Below are 17,066 nucleotides of genomic sequence, written 5' to 3' on the forward strand. Positions count from 1 at the left end.
TTTACGTGTGCGCGCATTGGTATGCGTACGCTGACCACGAACAGGCAGGTTGCGACGGTGACGCAGGCCACGGTAAGAACCGAGATCCATTGCGCGCTTGATGTTCATTGAAGTTTCACGGCGAAGGTCACCTTCAACCATGTAGTTCGCATCAATGTGCTCACGTACGGCCAGAACTTCGGCGTCTGACAGCTCGTTGATGCGACGTGTGGCATCAATGCCAACAGCTTCGCAGATTGCTTTGGCAGAGGTGTTACCAATACCAGTGATATATGTGAGGGCGATCGGGACCCGTTTATTGGTCGGGATGTTTACGCCGGCGATACGTGCCATACGTCTTTTGTCCTTTCGTTGCGGGTCCGTAGTTCCAGACCCTTTTTTCACAACGTAGGCCCGAAGCGTTCGCTCGGGCCGCAGCTGATTTCGAGGTGATGTGAAACGCTCGGGTGCGACCCAAAGCAGAATCAATCTCTTAACAGAGATAGGGCGTGGTAGGAGCATTTCAGAGGGGCGTCAACCCCTCTGGTTGTTTGCAAGCGAGCTTACTTTAGCGTCGCTGCAATATCGGCCGTTACGGCGTCAATTGTGCCAAGACCATCGACCGAGCTGAGCTGGCCTTTGGCATGGTAATAGCCGATGAGCGGTGAGGTCTGCTTGTAGTAGGCCATCAGGCGCACTTTAAGGCTTTCCTCGTTGTCATCGGCACGGGCTTCGCCACCAGCGGCAACAGCCTCGGCGGCGCGGTTGAGAATACGGGAGACGAGCACTTCGTCATTCACCTGCATCTCGATCACCGCATCAAGCGTTTCGCCCTGCTCGCTCAGAAGCGCATCAAGAGCATCGGCCTGAGCCAGTGTGCGCGGGAAGCCATCAAAGATGAACCCGCCCTTTTTATCGCCTTCAAGCTTTTCGCGGATAAGGCCAATGACGATCTCGTCGGTGACAAGCTCGCCACGGTCCATGACCTCGGCAACTTTCTTCCCCATGGCCGTGCCAGAGGTCTTGGCTTCGCGCAGCATATCGCCAGTGGAAAGCTGGATCATGTTGCGCTCTTTCACGAGCATCGCTGCTTGCGTGCCTTTGCCAGCACCTGGTGGTCCAAGAAGAATAATGTTCATCGCCGTGTCGCTCCCTTACGTTTCCGCTTCCGTCCTTTTCCAGACAGCTGCGATCTTTCGATCAAACCTTCATATTGATGCGCAAGCAAGTGGCTTTGCACTTGCTGGATCGTGTCCATCGTCACCGATACAACGATCAGCACCGATGTCCCGCCAAAATAGAAGGGAATTGTGAATTGGCCGCGCAGGAACTCTGGAAGGAGACACACAAGCGCAAGATACGCCGAACCCAGTACAAGCACACGGTTGACCACATACTCAAGATACTCGGCCGTCTTCTTGCCCGGGCGCACCCCTGGCACAAAGCCTGACTGGTTCTTGAGGTTGTCAGCAACATCATCGGGCTTAAAGCTCACGTTGAAGGTGTAGAAATAGGCGAAAAACACGATCATCAGAGCAAAAAACAACAGGTAGAGCGGCTGGCCCGGGCCAAAGAACGCCAGCAGCCATGACATCACAGGGCCGGTTGAGCCTTGCGCGCTGAACGTGCTGATCGTGGTTGGCAGAAGCAGAAGCGAGCTTGCAAAGATCGCAGGGATAACACCCGCGGGGTTGACCTTGACAGGCAGGTGGCTTGAGCCGCCATCATACATCTTCATGCCCACCTGACGGCGGGGGTACTGGATGTTGATCTTGCGCAGAGCGCGCTCCATGAACACCACAAACATGATCGTCGCGATCACCATCAGAATCACACCGATGATCACAGCGGGGCTGATCGCACCTGAACGGCCCTGGCTGAAGAACTGCGCCAGAGCGGCGGGCACTTCGGCGATGATACCGACGAAAATGATGAGTGAGATCCCGTTGCCGATGCCGCGTGCGGTGATTTGCTCACCCAGCCACATCAGGAACATCGTGCCGCCGATCAGCGTGATCATGCAGGAGCTGACGAAGAACCAGTAAGGCAAATCAGGCTGAACCAGCTCGCCCCCGAAGATGCTCACCGACAGGCCGTATGACTGCAATGTCGCCAAGGCGACTGTGCCGTAACGGGTGTATTGGTTGATTTTCTTGCGGCCCTGCTCGCCTTCTTTCTTGAGCTGCTCAAGCGAAGGCACCATCGATGTCAGAAGCTGAACGATAATGCTGGCCGAAATATAAGGCATGATGCCGAGCGCAAAGATACCCATCCGCCCGAGCGCACCGCCCGTAAACATCGAGACCATCCCGCCGATGCCCTGCCCTGCCTGCTCCATAAACTCGCGCAGCGCCGCACCGTCGATACCCGGAACGGGAATAAACGTGCCAAGGCGATAAACGATCAGCAATCCAAGGGTGAAAAGGATACGCGAGCGCAGGTCGGAGGCTTTGAAAAGCGTCCCCCAGCTCGTGTTGGCGGCCATTTGTTCTGCGGCAGATACCATGGGGTCTCTCTTATGCATGAACGCCGCCAGCGCATTTTCCAAGCACTGGCGGCGTTTCGGGAAAACTTGTTAAGGGTATGTAAGACGCTTGAGCGCGCCTCACAACCTCTTATTCAGCCGCTTGCGCAACCGTTACCTTGAGCGAGCCACCAGCTTTTTCTACGGCCGCAACCGCAGACTTGGAGGCACCAGTCACTTCAATGTTCATCTTTGCAGTGATTTCGCCCTTCGCCAGAACGCGGATACCGTCAAGTTTGCGGCGTACGAGGCCACAAGCAATCAGCGCGTCTTCGGTGATGGCTGCTGTTGCATCAAGCTTTTTCTCATCAACAAATTTCTGGATGAGGCCAAGGTTAACAACGGCAAATTTCTTCTGGTTGGGCTTGTTGAAGCCACGCTTTGGCAAGCGTTGGTAGAGCGGCATTTGGCCGCCTTCAAAACCCTTGATCGCCACACCTGAACGTGACTTTTGGCCTTTGATACCACGGCCACCGGTTTTACCAGTGCCGGAACCAGGACCACGGCCAACGCGTTTGCGGGCTTTTGTTGCGCCAGGATTGTCGCGCAGTTCGTGAAGTTTCATATCGCTTCTCCTTGCCGGAAGCGCCCCCGAAGCGGAAATGGGCGAACACGGCGTTTCTTGATTTTGATTCTGTAGCCAGTATTGGCCACCCGCGGCGTATAGTCGGGTTAAAGACGCGGATCAAGAGAGAAGCTACGCGCGGACATGACCCACGTGCGTGCCTATGGTGGCGACTGGCTGGTAAAAGCCCAGACTGACACGCAGTCACCTTTGCTGCGGATGCTCCATCTCTGAAAACCCCAGAATGAAAGACGCCTGAAGCAACTTCAAAACCAGAAACGCCCCTCAACGCCCTATTCTCGCTTTGCCGCACACGCCGACGCTTTGATGATCGGCACACTGATCACTTTCGGACAGCAAACAGAAAACGCCGCCTTTTCCATAGTGTGATCAGCACGCCAATGGCAAAAACATCCGTGGCGAGCCCGATCCCACGCCATGCAAAGCCTGCGCCTTGCCCGTTTTCAAACCCTAGCTTTGTTTGTTGATACAGCACAAAAGTCACCCAGCCTGCCCCCACAAGTATGAGGGCAAAACTCCCAACGGCCTTCCACAGTCGTGCGGCACTCAAAGCACAGAATATCCAGACAACGCCGAGAAGAACGATGGCGAATTTAATCATCACCAGCCAGAACAAAGGCCTTTGCAACAGCCAAGACAAATGTTGTTGATAGAGCGGATCGCCACTTAAGGCGCCGACAACGATTTCAAACATTTTGCGCTCTTTCCTGAGGTCACGGTCGCCCCCCTTGTGATCGCTTCATAGCAAGAATGTGACAGACAGCAAACTCCGCAAGCCGGCTCTTTGACCAACCCGTCTCAATCTCTCCTCCCCCACAGCACAGCCGAGCCCGCCGCGTGAGCGGGCCCGCGCATCATGGCGCTGATCGGCGTGCAACTTTCCCAACGGGTCCCATCTCAGGCGGGCGGCAGCCATTCGGCTGCATCCGGCTTTCCCGGTCATCCAAGCGTAACCCGTGGCCCTGTATCGGCTGTCTGCGCCCGTTGCGCATCCTGATCATCTTGGTGTCTTGTTGTGGAAAATGAACCCGATAAAATTCAGCAAGAGCTGTGCGGCAAGGATCTGTGTGCTTTCAGAAGGGTCATATGCAGGGGCAACTTCGACCAGATCAATCCCGACGACATCTCCCCTCTTGCTCAGCCCCTGAAGGATTTCCAACACATCATAGTATTGAAACCCGCCATGGCTGGGTGTGCCTGTGCCCGGCGCGATGGAGGGGCAAAACGCGTCGATATCAATTGTGACGTAGTAGCGCGCACCTTCTGGAATACGGTCTAGAACCGCCTGTGTGCCAAGCGCGCGCACTTGCCGCACAGACAGGATATCCGATCCGCGCGCGCGCGCATCGACATAGCCTTCTTTTGCGGTCGAAGACACATTGCGAATGCCCAGTTGGGTCATTCCGGACACATAGTTCTTTTCTATGGCGCGGCGCATCGGGTTGCCGTGCCCGTCGGTGACGCCCTTTCGCTCATCGACAAAATCAAGATGGGCGTCGATCTGCACCACATGGATCGGGCCGTTTTTGGCACAATCCTCTTCAAAGGCTTTGATACAAGGAATGTTGATCGAATGATCGCCGCCTATGGTGACAGGCAAAGCGCCAGCATCGAGAATTTTCTTGACGCCATAGGCGATGTTGGAGTGGCTTTCTTCTGTCTTGGTGTGGATGATGTCGGCATCTCCGATATCAACGATGCGCACAGAGGCATCCAGATAAGTCGCATCATCTTCGTGATCATAGGCCCCCGCATGACCAAAGCTGAACAGCGTTGAAGCTTCGCGAACAGACCGCGGACCAAACCGCGCGCCCGCCCGGAACTGACACCCGAAATCAAACGGTGCACCGAGAATGGCAACATCCGCGTCGATTGCGTCCCAATCCTGCACATAGGGTTTTTTGCCAAAGGTCGCGATCCCGACAAAGGGAAGGTCGAGCCGACCTGTTTCATAGCCATGTGATGACATGTTCTATCACTTTCGATGGTGTGTATATGATGAGCCTGAGAGTCAGGGTTGAAGAGTGTCACGTTTAAGAGGGAGCCTCACAAAACAAACACAGCAACTCAAACATCATCGACGCTCCCACCCAAGCGGTTCCGCCAGACGCATCAAACGGAGGAGAGACCTCGACGAGGTCGGCCCCAACCAGATTGAGCCCCTGTAGCTTACGCACCATGCGTTGCGCCTCGAACGTGGTAAAGCCCCCTATTTCGGGCGTGCCCGTTCCGGGCGCAAACGACGGGTCAATACTGTCGATGTCAAAGGTGATGTAGGTTGGCGCGTCCCCGACGATATCTCTCGCCTCTTGCATGATCGCATCATGCCCCGTGTCATAGAGCTCTTCGATGGTGACGATGCGGATGCCCTGTTCCAGCCCCCATTCGACATCATCGCCCCCGCGTGTGCCCCGAATGCCAATCTGGATCATCCGTTTCGGATCAACCAGCCCTTCTTCGATGGCACGGCGAAAGGGCGTGCCGTGGGTAAATTTGCAGCCGTTGAAGTAGCTATCAAACAAATCTGTGTGGGCATCAAACTGGATCAGGCCAACCGGCTCTTTTTTGACCAGTCCGCGCAGGATCGGCAGGGTGATGAGATGATCGCCGCCGCCTGTCAAAGGGATGACGCCCGCCGCGCTAAGCGCGCTGAAATAATCCTCGACCCGTTGCAGCGTATCCATCGTATCCGCCGGGTTCACGGGGCAATCGCCGAGGTCGGCGCAGTTTCGCATGGCAAAGGGGGTGATCCCCGAGACCGGATGCTGCGCGCGGATCATTGTTGACTGATCGCGCAACTGACGCGGCCCGTGGCGCGCGCCCGGCCGGTTGGTCGTGCCAGTGTCCCATGGCACGCCGACCAACCCGATATCGACCTGCGAGATGTCAGGCGAGGTCAGTGGCACATGCCGCAGGCGCATGAAGGTCGGAATGCCTGCAAAGCGGGGGACATCCATCGCGGACACGGGCATAAAGGACAAAGGAGTGGTGCTCATTTCAAGGTAATCCTCAGGTAGCTGTCAGGTTGGAACGCTCGTTCAGGACCGTTCATTCCACGTTTCAAGAAATTGCTGCAGGCGCGGGCTTTGTGGATTTTTAAAGAGCTCAACGGGCGGCCCGCTTTCGACAACGACACCCTGATCCATAAAGACGACACGGTCAGCCACCTTTGCCGCAAAGCCCATCTCATGGGTTACAATGACCATGGTCATGCCTTCTTGTGCAAGGGTTTGCATCACCGTCAGAACTTCGCCCACCAGCTCGGGGTCAAGGGCGGAGGTCGGTTCATCAAAAAACATGATCTCTGGCTGTTTTGCCATCGCGCGCGCAATCGCGACGCGCTGTTGCTGCCCGCCTGACAACTGGCTCGGGTAATGGTTGGCTTTTTCTTCCAGCCCCACTTTTGCGAGGTTTTCCAGCGCGCGGGCATCAGCCGCCTGACGGTCCAGTTTCAAAACCTGCTTGAGCGCTTCACTGACATTGCCGAGGGCTGTCATATGTGGCCATAGGTTGAACTGTTGAAACACCATCCCCACACATCCGCGCACATCATTGATGTTGCGTGTGGTTTCAAGCAAGCGCGGCGCCTCGACACTGCGATAGCCGAGCAGCCTGTCCTTGATGCGGATCTGGCCTTCTTCATAGGTTTCAAGAAAGGCCATGCTGCGCAACAGTGTGCTTTTGCCCGATCCTGACGGGCCGATGATGCAGACCACCTCGGAGCCCCTGATCTCAAGGTCGATCCCCTTGAGGATGTGGGAGGTCCCGAAATATTTGTGCATCTTTTCAACTTTGACCACAGAACGCTGGGTCCAATTGGGGGAGGGTCTCTGGGTCATCAGTGGCGCACTTTCTGTTCTAGTTTGGCCCCCACGTAGGCGATTGCTTCGATCAATATCCAATAAAGCAAAGCGGCCGCCAGATAGGGCTCGAGTGTGGCGAAGGTTTCATTGACCATCTGTGTGGTGTTCTTGGTCAGCTCCGACACAGTGATGATCGAGAGCACGGCGGATTCCTTGACCAGAATGACAAACTGATTGGTCAGCGCAGGCAAAATCAGGCGCATCATCTGTGGAATGCGAATACGCCAGATGATTTGCAGCTGTGACATGCCCAGCATCTGGGCGGCCTCGGATTGCCCTTTCGGGATAGACTGAAAGCCCGAGCGGAAGATCTCTCCGAAATAGGCCGCGCCATAGAGCCCCATGCCGATTACACCCACGGTTTCGGCAGAAAAGGTCAGGCCAATGGACGGGCCGCCATAATACATCAGAAACAACAGGATCAAGATCGGTGTGCCGCGCATGACCTCGACATAAACACGGCACAGGATACGCACGGGCTTGGAGGCCGACATCAGCCCAAGCGCCACAAACAGGCCTACGACAACGGCCAAGGCGCCTGCAAGGAGGCAGATCAAAATCGTGATCCCGAAACCCGACAGCAGGATCGGGGCGTAGCGGACCAGCAGATCAATATCAAATCCCATGGGACACTCTTTCACTTTTGCTCAGGCGACGTTCCAATGCGCGCCCAAGAAGGCCCAATGACACCGTCATCACCAGGTAGGTCAGCGCAATAATCAGGTAGACTTCGAGGGGGCGGTAGGTCGTCGAGACCACCTGTTGGCCTGTCCGCAGCAGTTCGGTCACGCCGATCACCGAAATCAGGGATGAATTTTTCAACAAAGATGTCGCTTCGTTTGTGAGCGATGGTAAAACGGTGCGAAACATCTGGGGCAACAGGATGTTCTTGCGAATTTGAAACGGGGTCATGCCCAGCATGCGCGCCGCTTCGGTGTGCCCTGCAGGAATGGCGATCAGCCCCCCGCGGTAGATCTCGGCCTGAAACGCGGCAGTGTTCATCGACAGCGCCAGACAGGCCGCCCCGAGGGGGGGGAGCTCGATGCCGACATGGGGCAGAAAGTAGAAGATGATCAGCAGCTGGATCAACAAGGGCGTGCCACGCCAGATGCTGCGGTAGATATTGCTGGCGTAACGGATCAGGCGGTTTTCCGACAACAGGCCAAAGGCAAGGATCAGGCCGACCAGAACACCGCAAGCGATAGCCGTGAAAGACAGGGTCACCGAGAACACGGCTCCCGCTAAAAAGGCGTCCCAATGCTGTCCAAGGAGTGTGAAGAAAGTGGCCATGACATGTCCTGCGCGCAAAAAGGGGGATGTGGCGCAGGGGCGCGCCACATCCAGGGTTGGTTATTCTGCAGGGCGCAGCAAAGGCCCTTCGGGGAGTGTCATCGCACCACCAAACCATTTGACCTGCAGCGCATCCAATGTGCCGTCGGCCTGCAGGCGCGCAATGCCGTCGTTCATAAACGCGGTCAGGGACGCGCTGGTGTCGTCCTTGCGCCCCGCCCATGTGTAGAATTTCTGCGGACCGAAGGTGCCATCAACAACAGCAAATAGCTCGGGGCGCTTTGCTTGGGCATCCAGCAGGTTGGGCAGGCTATTGGCCACGCCCGCAATGCGGCCCGCAGCAAGATCGGCATAGGCCTCGTTGTAATCGACATAGGTTTTGATCTCGACGGGGCTGTCCAGCGTGGCGGTGTAGGCGGTCAAAGCCTCCAGATGGGCGCTGCCGGCCTGTGTCCCGATAACGTGACCGGCAATATCTGCAGGCACGCTGATGTCGTCGGTGGATGTGGTGGTCATGATTGACATCGTGCTGTCAGCAATCGGCAACGACATGGCATATCGGTCATAGCGCTCTGCCGTCAGGGTCAGGGACGTCACGATATAGTCGAATTGTTCGGCTTCCAAACCGGGCAAGATGCCCTGAAACGGCAGGTCGATACGGTTCAACTCTACGCCTGGAAGCTCTTTCATCAGCTCGGCCATGATATCGGCAGAATACCCGACAATCTCGCCATCTTCGATGAATTCGAACGGCGGAAAGCGGGCTTCGGTGCCGACGTTGAAAACGCCGCGTTCTTTGATCTCTTCAAGCAGATCAGCATGGGCCACCATGGGCGCGCTAAAGGCCGTCATGGCCGCGAAAGCTGCGAATACGAGGGGGGAGGAGTATTTCATCTTGGGCATCCTTGGTTGAGGGGTTGGAGCAAATTCGTCGTCTGTCCTGCGAGAACCATTCGCTGAAAAATTTACACCGCGAAATACATTTTTAATGTTGCTTACATTAGCGAAAGTAATGAAAGATCAGATATCGCAGGGAGAACGGCATGCTTTTCAACAGCTCGGATATCAGCAGCTTGAACGTCTTTCGGACGATCGTGGAGCACGGCAGCTTTGTAAGCGCTCAGTATTCGTTGAATATTAGCCAGTCGGCGGTCAGCCAGCACATGGTGAAGCTGGAGGATCGGTTGGGGTTCCGTCTGTGCCATCGCGGTCGCGCAGGATTTGCCCTTACCGAAAAAGGCGCCGAAATTTACGAACACGTCCGCGTATTATTTCAGCGACTTGATGAGTTTTCAGACACAGTAGGGGAGATGCGCGACGAGCTGACAGGGCGTTTGAGCATCGGTATCTCGGACAATATCATCAGCGACCCCCATTTGCCTGTGCCTTTGGCGCTCAACCGATTCTTGGCGCAGACACGTTCGGTTGATGTCAGGTTGGAGGTGGGCGTCGCAGCCGATATCGAGGCCAAACTGCTGCGCGGCGAGCTGAGTTTGACACTCACGCCCGCCTTCTCGATGGATGACCGTATCGTGCGCCGCAAGGTCTATGACGAGCGGCAGGTGCTCTGCTGTGGTCACTTGCACCCTTTGTTTGACGTCACCCGCCTGACGCTCGACAAGATCGAGGACTATCCTTTTGTTGTGCGCCCCTACCGCGACACGAATGAATTGAAGATATTTCAAAAGGCTAAAGTCGCGGCTTCGGCCTCGAACGTCGAAGCGATTGCAACCTTTATCTTGAGCGGGTGCTATCTTGGCTATCTACCGCGCTGCTATGCGCAGCGCTGGCTCGACTCCGGTCAAATGCGGCTGCTGCGCGAAAACGAAACCTCTTATGATGTGAACTTTTATCTCGCGACCCGCAAAAATGCGCGGGAAAGCCTCATTCTGCGGACCTTCATGGACGAACTACTGGCGCGCATTTATGATGCAGCACCGCTCGCCAATCTGCGTGACGCAGACTGACGCTAACGCGATAGGCTTCTCTTTGCGCACCAATCCTGTGTGCGGCAAAACAAACCGTCTCAAGCCACAACCCGCCTCACCTCGAAAGACAGACGAAACCGCTCTGCCCCCCTTTCGCACCAAGCCTTGGTCTTATCCCCCAAGTCGGCGCGCAGGTCTTGGCTGTTCAAGCCTGCGTTTAGAAAGAAATATCGGACCGTGGCGTTTCGCCGTCGCGCCTCACCCCCGGCAATGCACAGAGCATTTCAAAAAGCAGGCTGGCGCCAGCGACAGAGGTATTGCCTGAGGGGTCATAGGCTGGAGACACTTCAACAAGATCACCACCGACAATGTTGAGGCCCGCACACCCCCGCACAATCTCAAGACCTTGCATGACTGTCAGGCCACCCACCTCGGCAGTGCCTGTGCCAGGCGCAAAAGCCGGATCGAGACTGTCGATGTCAAAGGTCAGGTAGACCTTCGTATCCCCGATCATGTCTCGTATTTTGGCCATCAGAGGGGCAAGTGATTTGTGCCAGCAAGCTTCTGCCGGTATCACTTTCCAGCCCTTCTTGCGGCCCCAATCAAAGTCTTCGGGGGCATAGCCAGTGCCCCGCAGACCGATCTGGAACACCTTGTCATTGATCAGGCATCCGTCCTCATACGCGCGCCGGAACGGGCAGCCGTGCGCGACCTCTTCGCCGAACATATTGGCGTTGGTGTCGGCGTGGGCATCCACATGGATCAAGGCAACCGGGCCGTGCTTCTCCTTGATCGCTTTCAGGATCGGCCATGTCAGCGTGTGATCTCCCCCCAGAGTCAGAGGGATGACATCATGCGTCAGAATCTCTTTGTAATGGGTCTCGATGATCTGAACCGACTTCTTGAGATCAAACGTGTTGATCGGCACATCTCCGATATCTGCCACCTGCAAGTCATCAAACGGGGCCGCTCCTGTCGCCATGTTGTAGGGGCGCAGCATACGGCTTTCATCTCTGATCTGGCGTGGGCCCAAGCGTGTGCCAGGACGGTTCGAGGTGCCAATATCCATGGGCACCCCGACAAAACAAGCATCAAGCCCTGCGGCCGTGTCTTGAGCAGCCAAGCGCATCATGGTCGCCGGGCCACCAAACCGCGGCATCGTGTTGCCGCCAAGCGGCTGGTTGAAGTCTGTCATGAGGGGTGTCCTGTCAGTTGATCTCTTTTAAGCGCCTTTATCGCGCAGCCATTTGGTGATGATCTCGCTATGCCGCGCACCGTCATAAGACGGAAAATGTCCGCCGTGGACTGTTTGCACAGGCAGCTCGAGCAAGCGTTTCATACTGGCAACATAGTGTTCCATCTCGGATGGATCGTCACTTTCGATGAGAGCGCCATCATAAACGATGTCACCAGAAATCAGCAAGCCCGTTGCTTTTCCCAAAGGGCAATCCCTCCGGGGCTGTGGCCAGGTGTATGGATGACTTTTCATGCGCGTCGCAGGGGCCGACTTCACTGTATATGTCGCAGACGAATAGGGTACAGGCGGCAAGAGAATTCATGATGGGTGCCCATATGGTCAAAATGCGTCTGACTGGCCACAGCGTCGAGCGGCCGGCCTGTCACCAACGCCCCCCCACTGGCGCAGCAACGCCCCGCGCCCATGCCGCCGGCACGGGGCCGCCCAGACCACCCTGCCCCCGACCCCATTGACTTCCCCGCCCTCATCCCTCATATACCCCTCAGCACAGACCGAGCCCGCCGCGTGAGCGGGCCGCGCATCATGGCGCTGATCGGCGTGCAACTTTCCCAACGGTTCCCATCTCACGCGGGGGGTCACACGCTTTAGGCGGGTGGCAGCAATTCGGCTGCATCTGGCTTTCAGCGTCACCCAAGCGTAACGCGTGGCCCCTTATCGGGTGTCTGCGCCCTTTGCGCGCGCATTTGCGCACCACACTATAAGGATATCCACTTTGGATTTTGACATGCTGGGCCTTCCCGCCCGCCTTTCGACAAACTTGCAAGAGCTCGGCCTGACCGAGCCAACACCTATTCAGGCCAAGGCGATCCCACACGCCATGAACGGGCGCGACGTGCTCGGCCTTGCCCAAACAGGCACAGGCAAGACAGCCGCCTTCTCCCTGCCCATCCTGACAGCCATTGGCCGTATGGAAGGCAAGCCCGAGCCCAAATCTGTGCGCGGCCTTATCCTTGCGCCCACGCGCGAGCTGGCCAAGCAGATTCAGGAAGCCATGGTTGGCTTTGCCAAGGGCACAGGCACACGGATCAATCTCGTGATCGGTGGCGCGTCTCTCAACGTGCAGGCCAACAAGCTTGAGCGCGGCACAGACATTCTTGTCGCCACGCCTGGCCGTTTGCTCGACCTGATCGACCGCCGCGCTGTGCGCCTTGATGGCGCAAAGTTCCTCGTGCTCGACGAAGCCGACCAAATGCTTGACCTTGGCTTTATCCACGCGCTGCGCCGCATCGCGACGCTGTTGCCAAAAGAACGCCAGACCATGCTCTTCTCGGCCACCATGCCAAAGAACATGAACGAGATCGCCAACTCCTACCTGACAGACCCGATCCGCGTTGAAACGGCCCCTCCCGGCAAGCCGATCGAGCGTATCGAACAGTCGGTTCACTTTGTGTCCCAAGCCAGCAAGCCAGAGCTGCTCATCGAGCACCTTGGCGCGCATAAGGATGAGGCCGCTCTTGTCTTTGGCCGCACAAAGCACGGCTGTGAGAAGCTGAAGAAGCGTCTTGAAGCTGCAGGCTTCGCCGCCGATTCAATCCACGGCAACAAAAGCCAGGGCCAACGCGAACGCGCGATCAAAGCCTTCAAAGACGGTAAGGTCACGGTCCTCGTGGCGACAGACGTTGCTGCGCGCGGGATCGACATTCCGCTGGTCCGCCATGTCTACAACTACGAACTGCCCAACGTGGCCGACAACTATGTCCACCGTATCGGGCGGACAGCGCGCGCAGGTCGCGAAGGGGCGGCGATTGCGTATTGCTCCCCTGAGGAAATCGGCGAGCTGAAAGACATCCAGAAGCTCATTGGCCGCGACATCCCTGTTGAGGGCAAAGCGGCTTGGGCGGCAGACTTGCTCGCAAGCACCAAAGCAGGCCAGAAGCGCCCCAACGGCGGTGGCGGCGGTGGTCGTGGCCGTGGTGGCAAAGGTGGCGGCGGTGGCAACCGTGGCCGCAGCGGCGGCGCTGGCAAGCCCGCAGGTGCCGCGGCCAACGCGGGCAGCGGGAAGCCCCAACGCTCACGCAAGCGCCGCAGCTCGAACGCAGCCTAAAACATCAAACGCCCCGAGGTTCACGCTTCGGGGCGTTTCTCTTTCAGCCCTCTGCCGCGTAGCTTCCGCTCGCGTCATGCACCTCACGCCCGCTCAACGCTGGCGTAAAGACACAGACCAAGCGCAGATCGCCCTTAAGCGCGCGCAGGATGTGGCGCTCATGGGCGTTGAGCACATAGACGCTCCCCTCCGACAGCGGCCAGACACGCCCCGTAGAGACCTCTTCCACCTCGCCCTCGCCTGCGATGCAGTAGTTCGTCTCGATGTGGTTCTTATATTCCAGCTCCAGCGCGCTGCCCTCTTTGACCAAAGTGTCATGAAGAGAGTAGCCAAGGCCGTCATCGGCCAGCAGAATACGGCGGCTCTCCCAGCCCTCGCCCGTTGCATGGGCCGCAGTTCCTAAAATTTGGTTTAAATGCTTCACAATCATGGCGCGCTCCTTTTTGGCGCGAGCTTAGCCAGCCGCGCGGCCCACGCAAAGCAAAACGCCCCCGGCTTGCACCGAGGGCGTTTTATTTTTTGTCGGGTGGGCGCAAACCCACCTTTGGCCTTAGCCTTTTTCTTCGATGATCTCTACGAGATGCGGGATCTTGTTGACCATGCCACGTACAGCAGGCGTATCTTCCAGCTCACGGGTTTTGTGCATCTTGTTGAGGCCGAGGCCGATCAGCGTCTGGCGCTGTTTTTCGGGGCGGCGGATCGGAGAACCGATTTGCTTTACAACGATAGTTTTAGCCATCTGTTTCTACTCCTTACGCGTCTGCAGCTTCAGGGGCTGCGGCTGCTGGGGCGTCATCTTTCTTGAGGATGTCGGCCACTTTTTTGCCGCGGCGCTGAGCCACCATGCGTGGGCTGCTTTCTTTTTGCAGACCGTTAATTGTTGCGCGGATCATGTTGTAGGGGTTCTGCGAGCCGATTGACTTCGCAACAACGTCCTGAACACCAAGCATTTCGAAAACGGCACGCATTGGGCCACCTGCGATGATACCTGTACCCTGTGTGGCTGTGCGCATAACGACTTTACCAGCGCCGTGACGGCCTGACATATCGTGGTGCAGCGTGCGGCCTTCACGGAGAGGGACGCGGATCATCTGGCGCTTGGCTTGCTCTGTGGCTTTGCGGATCGCTTCAGGAACTTCCTTCGCTTTACCTTTGCCAAAGCCTACGCGGCCTTTTTGGTCGCCAACAACGACGAGAGCGGCGAAGCCAAAGCGCTTACCACCTTTAACTGTTTTAGACACGCGGTTGATTGCGACCAAACGATCTGCAAATTCTGGTGTCTCGTCACGATCGCGGCGTGGGCCGCGACGGTTTTCACGTTCTGCCATGAGGCAATTCCTTCAAATGGTGGCGCGCTTTTTGCGCCGTTTGTGTCAACTCCAGTGCGCCGCGTGAGTGTCACACGGGGCCTGAGTCATCGGGGCGGCCCGAAGGCCGCCCGCAAGTCTTAGATTTTCAACCCGCCTTCACGCGCAGCTTCGGCCAGAGCCTTGACTTTGCCGTGAAAGAGGAAGCCGCCACGGTCGAAGTATGCTACTTCCACGCCGGCTTTCTTTGCTCGTTCGGCAATCGCCGCGCCAACTTTCGTTGCCGCTTCGACGTTGTTCTTGCCGACAACACCAAGTGCCTTTTCGAGCGTCGATGCTGAAGCGACTGTTACGCCGTTTACATCGTCGATCAGCTGGCAGCTGATGTTTTTGTTTGAGCGGTGAACAGAAAGGCGCATTTTGCCACTGTTCACTGAGCGAAGTTTGTTCCGGACGCGCATGCGGCGCTTGAGGAACAGTTGTCGTTTGCTGTTTGCCATCTGTCCGGTCCTTATTTCTTCTTGCCTTCCTTGCGGAAGATATACTCGTCTTTGTATTTGATGCCTTTGCCTTTGTAGGGCTCGGGCTTGCGCCATTCGCGGATATTTGCCGCGACTTGACCAACGAGTTGTGCGTTATCACCTTCAATGATGATCTCGGTCTGCTTTGGGCAGGTTACCGTGACACCATCAGGCACTTGATAGTTAACATCGTGGCTGAGACCCAGCATGAGCTTCAGCGTTTTGGCATCTGTCATGGACGCACGATAACCAACACCGTTGATTTCGAGTTCCTTCTTGAAGCCTACGCTGACGCCTTTGACCATGTTGGACACGACAGTGCGGCTCATGCCCCACTGCTGGCGCGCACGCTTGGAGTTCCCGCGCGGTGTAACGGTGACTGTGTTGTCTTCAACTGTCAGTGTTACATCGTCGGTTGCCGTGAAGTGTTGTGTTGCCTTCGGACCTTTGACTTCAATCGTCTGGCCCGAAATAGTCGCGGTCACGCCAGAAGGCAGATCGACCGGTTTTTTACCAATACGAGACATTCCGCTCTCCTTAGAAGACCGTGCAGAGCACTTCGCCGCCAACGTGGGCAGAGCGTGCAGCTGCATCCGACATCACGCCTTTAGACGTGCTGACAATCGACACACCAAGGCCCTGACGGACTTCGGGGATGTCATTGGCGCTCATGTAAACGCGGCGGCCAGGTTTTGAAACCCGCTTAAGCTCACGAATAACAGGAATGCCCTCATAATACTTGAGGCTGATCTCAAGTGCGGGGTGACCGTTTACATCGGTGGTTTTTTCGTAGCCACGGATATAGCCTTCGTCAGCCAACACATCGAGAACCCACGCGCGCAATTTAGAAGCAGGCGTCATCACTGTGGACTTGCCGCGCATCTGGCTGTTGCGAATGCGTGTGAGCATATCGGCGATAGGATCGTTCATCTTATGCTCTCCTTACCAGCTCGATTTAACCATGCCGGGGATCTGGCCGTTTGAGCCGAGTTCCCGAAGCATGATCCGCGAAACCTTCAGCTTACGGTAGTAAGCGTGAGGACGACCTGTCAGCTGGCACCGGTTGTGCAAGCGTGTGGCCGAGCTGTTGCGCGGAAGTTTTGCAAGCGCGAGAGAAGCGCGGAAACGCTCTTCCATGGGCTTGCCTTGGTCACTGATGATCTCTTTGAGCGCTGCGCGTTTCGCGGCGAATTTCTCCACCAGCTTCTGGCGCTTAACTTCGCGAGCTACCATTGATTTTTTAGCCATTGTCTCTTTCCTCCCGCGGATCAGCTGTTGAAGGGCATGTTGAAAGCTTTCAACAGCGCCTTGGCTTCCGCGTCGGTCTTTGCGGTTGTGGCAATTACGATATCCATGCCCCAGTTCTCATCGACGTTGTCGAAGTTGATCTCGGGGAATACGATGTGCTCTTTGAGGCCCATGGCGTAGTTGCCGCGGCCGTCAAAGCTCTTGCCTGATACGCCGCGAAAGTCGCGGATACGTGGCATAGCAATCGTGATCAGACGATCCATGAATTCATACATACGTGCGCCGCGGAGCGTTACTTTCGCGCCCATTGGCATACCTTCACGAACGCGGAAACCCGCGATAGAATTTTTCGCGATGGTCATAACAGCTTGCTGACCTGCGATTGCGGAAAGATCTTCCACAGCCGACTTGGCTTTCTTGCTGTCTTTCACGGCTGCACGGCCACAGCCGATGTTCAGAACGATTTTATCCAGAGCAGGTGTCTGCATAACGTTCTTGTAGCCGAATTCCTCTTTCAG

23 protein-coding genes are annotated in these 17,066 nt (G+C 56.6%); 2 read left to right on the forward strand and 21 right to left on the reverse strand.

Annotated features, from left to right (window positions below; genetic code table 11):
• The 11 genes from rpsM to ACTG3X_RS14010 form a co-directional block, all read right to left on the reverse strand.
• A partial coding sequence (rpsM, locus tag ACTG3X_RS13960; RefSeq protein ID WP_439111891.1) for a 30S ribosomal protein S13 occupies positions 1-333 on the reverse strand: 333 nt, incomplete at its 3' end.
• A 209-nt stretch (positions 334-542) separates the two neighbouring features.
• Positions 543-1,118 carry an adenylate kinase gene (locus tag ACTG3X_RS13965; RefSeq protein ID WP_439111892.1) on the reverse strand — a complete coding sequence of 192 codons (576 nt, stop codon included), beginning with the start codon at positions 1,116-1,118 and terminating at the stop codon, positions 543-545.
• Positions 1,115-2,485, reverse strand: a complete 1,371-nt coding sequence (gene secY, locus ACTG3X_RS13970; RefSeq protein WP_439111893.1) for a preprotein translocase subunit SecY — start codon at positions 2,483-2,485, stop codon at positions 1,115-1,117. Before secY ends, ACTG3X_RS13965 begins: the two co-directional genes overlap by 4 nt.
• A gap of 109 nt (positions 2,486-2,594) precedes the next feature.
• Positions 2,595-3,068 carry a 50S ribosomal protein L15 gene (rplO, locus tag ACTG3X_RS13975; RefSeq protein WP_439111894.1) on the reverse strand — a complete coding sequence of 158 codons (474 nt, stop codon included), beginning with the start codon at positions 3,066-3,068 and terminating at the stop codon, positions 2,595-2,597.
• A gap of 343 nt (positions 3,069-3,411) precedes the next feature.
• Positions 3,412-3,783, reverse strand: coding sequence for a hypothetical protein (locus ACTG3X_RS13980; protein ID WP_439111895.1), 372 nt, complete (start codon positions 3,781-3,783; stop codon positions 3,412-3,414).
• A gap of 303 nt (positions 3,784-4,086) precedes the next feature.
• Positions 4,087-5,058 (reverse strand): agmatinase, encoded by a 972-nt coding sequence (speB, locus tag ACTG3X_RS13985; RefSeq protein WP_439111896.1) that lies wholly within the window; start codon positions 5,056-5,058, stop codon positions 4,087-4,089.
• A gap of 64 nt (positions 5,059-5,122) precedes the next feature.
• Positions 5,123-6,085: an agmatinase gene (gene speB / locus ACTG3X_RS13990; RefSeq protein WP_439111897.1), complete on the reverse strand. Its 963-nt coding sequence runs from the start codon at positions 6,083-6,085 to the stop codon at positions 5,123-5,125.
• Positions 6,086-6,127: 42 nt separating this feature from the next.
• Positions 6,128-6,928, reverse strand: coding sequence for an amino acid ABC transporter ATP-binding protein (locus ACTG3X_RS13995; RefSeq protein ID WP_439111898.1), 801 nt, complete (start codon positions 6,926-6,928; stop codon positions 6,128-6,130).
• Entirely contained in the window at positions 6,928-7,578 is a 651-nt protein-coding gene (locus tag ACTG3X_RS14000; protein WP_439111899.1) for an amino acid ABC transporter permease, read from the reverse strand. Before ACTG3X_RS14000 ends, ACTG3X_RS13995 begins: the two co-directional genes overlap by 1 nt.
• Positions 7,568-8,242 carry an amino acid ABC transporter permease gene (locus tag ACTG3X_RS14005; protein WP_439111900.1) on the reverse strand — a complete coding sequence of 225 codons (675 nt, stop codon included), beginning with the start codon at positions 8,240-8,242 and terminating at the stop codon, positions 7,568-7,570. The genes ACTG3X_RS14000 and ACTG3X_RS14005 overlap by 11 nt, the downstream gene beginning before the upstream one ends.
• Positions 8,243-8,302: 60 nt before the next feature.
• Positions 8,303-9,136 carry a transporter substrate-binding domain-containing protein gene (locus ACTG3X_RS14010; protein ID WP_439111901.1) on the reverse strand — a complete coding sequence of 278 codons (834 nt, stop codon included), beginning with the start codon at positions 9,134-9,136 and terminating at the stop codon, positions 8,303-8,305.
• Between the two features lie 149 nt (positions 9,137-9,285).
• On the opposite strand from ACTG3X_RS14010, the gene ACTG3X_RS14015 reads away from it, so the two are divergent.
• Positions 9,286-10,209 carry a LysR family transcriptional regulator gene (locus ACTG3X_RS14015; protein ID WP_439111902.1) on the forward strand — a complete coding sequence of 308 codons (924 nt, stop codon included), beginning with the start codon at positions 9,286-9,288 and terminating at the stop codon, positions 10,207-10,209.
• Between the two features lie 178 nt (positions 10,210-10,387).
• On the opposite strand, the gene speB (ACTG3X_RS14020) is transcribed toward ACTG3X_RS14015, so the two are convergent.
• On the reverse strand, positions 10,388-11,365 hold the full coding sequence (gene speB, locus ACTG3X_RS14020; protein ID WP_439111903.1) for an agmatinase: 978 nt from the start codon (positions 11,363-11,365) through the stop codon (positions 10,388-10,390).
• Between the two features lie 27 nt (positions 11,366-11,392).
• Positions 11,393-11,611 (reverse strand): hypothetical protein, encoded by a 219-nt coding sequence (locus ACTG3X_RS14025; protein ID WP_439111904.1) that lies wholly within the window; start codon positions 11,609-11,611, stop codon positions 11,393-11,395.
• A 541-nt stretch (positions 11,612-12,152) separates the two neighbouring features.
• On the opposite strand from ACTG3X_RS14025, the gene ACTG3X_RS14030 reads away from it, so the two are divergent.
• Positions 12,153-13,472 carry a DEAD/DEAH box helicase gene (locus tag ACTG3X_RS14030; protein ID WP_439111912.1) on the forward strand — a complete coding sequence of 440 codons (1,320 nt, stop codon included), beginning with the start codon at positions 12,153-12,155 and terminating at the stop codon, positions 13,470-13,472.
• Between the two features lie 43 nt (positions 13,473-13,515).
• Here the strand turns inward: ACTG3X_RS14030 and ACTG3X_RS14035 are convergent, their stop codons facing one another.
• The 8 genes from ACTG3X_RS14035 to rplE all read right to left on the reverse strand — a co-directional run.
• Positions 13,516-13,902 (reverse strand): ectoine synthase, encoded by a 387-nt coding sequence (locus ACTG3X_RS14035; protein WP_439111905.1) that lies wholly within the window; start codon positions 13,900-13,902, stop codon positions 13,516-13,518.
• A gap of 120 nt (positions 13,903-14,022) precedes the next feature.
• A complete protein-coding gene (gene rpmD, locus ACTG3X_RS14040; protein ID WP_085818443.1) occupies positions 14,023-14,211 on the reverse strand; it encodes a 50S ribosomal protein L30 in 189 nt (62 codons plus the stop codon).
• Between the two features lie 13 nt (positions 14,212-14,224).
• A complete protein-coding gene (gene rpsE, locus ACTG3X_RS14045; RefSeq protein WP_439111906.1) occupies positions 14,225-14,800 on the reverse strand; it encodes a 30S ribosomal protein S5 in 576 nt (191 codons plus the stop codon).
• A gap of 119 nt (positions 14,801-14,919) precedes the next feature.
• Complete coding sequence (gene rplR, locus ACTG3X_RS14050) at positions 14,920-15,279, reverse strand: 50S ribosomal protein L18 (protein ID WP_439111907.1); 360 nt, start codon at positions 15,277-15,279, stop codon at positions 14,920-14,922.
• 11 nt (positions 15,280-15,290) lie between these two features.
• Positions 15,291-15,827 (reverse strand): 50S ribosomal protein L6, encoded by a 537-nt coding sequence (gene rplF, locus ACTG3X_RS14055; protein ID WP_439111908.1) that lies wholly within the window; start codon positions 15,825-15,827, stop codon positions 15,291-15,293.
• Between the two features lie 10 nt (positions 15,828-15,837).
• On the reverse strand, positions 15,838-16,230 hold the full coding sequence (gene rpsH / locus ACTG3X_RS14060) for a 30S ribosomal protein S8 (protein ID WP_439111909.1): 393 nt from the start codon (positions 16,228-16,230) through the stop codon (positions 15,838-15,840).
• A gap of 12 nt (positions 16,231-16,242) precedes the next feature.
• Positions 16,243-16,548 carry a 30S ribosomal protein S14 gene (gene rpsN, locus ACTG3X_RS14065; protein WP_439111910.1) on the reverse strand — a complete coding sequence of 102 codons (306 nt, stop codon included), beginning with the start codon at positions 16,546-16,548 and terminating at the stop codon, positions 16,243-16,245.
• Between the two features lie 20 nt (positions 16,549-16,568).
• The coding region (rplE, locus tag ACTG3X_RS14070; RefSeq protein WP_439111911.1) for a 50S ribosomal protein L5 at positions 16,569-17,066 on the reverse strand (498 nt) is incomplete at its 5' end.

This window comes from Lentibacter sp. (assembly GCF_965658795.1).
Classification (GTDB): Bacteria; Pseudomonadota; Alphaproteobacteria; order Rhodobacterales; family Rhodobacteraceae; genus Lentibacter.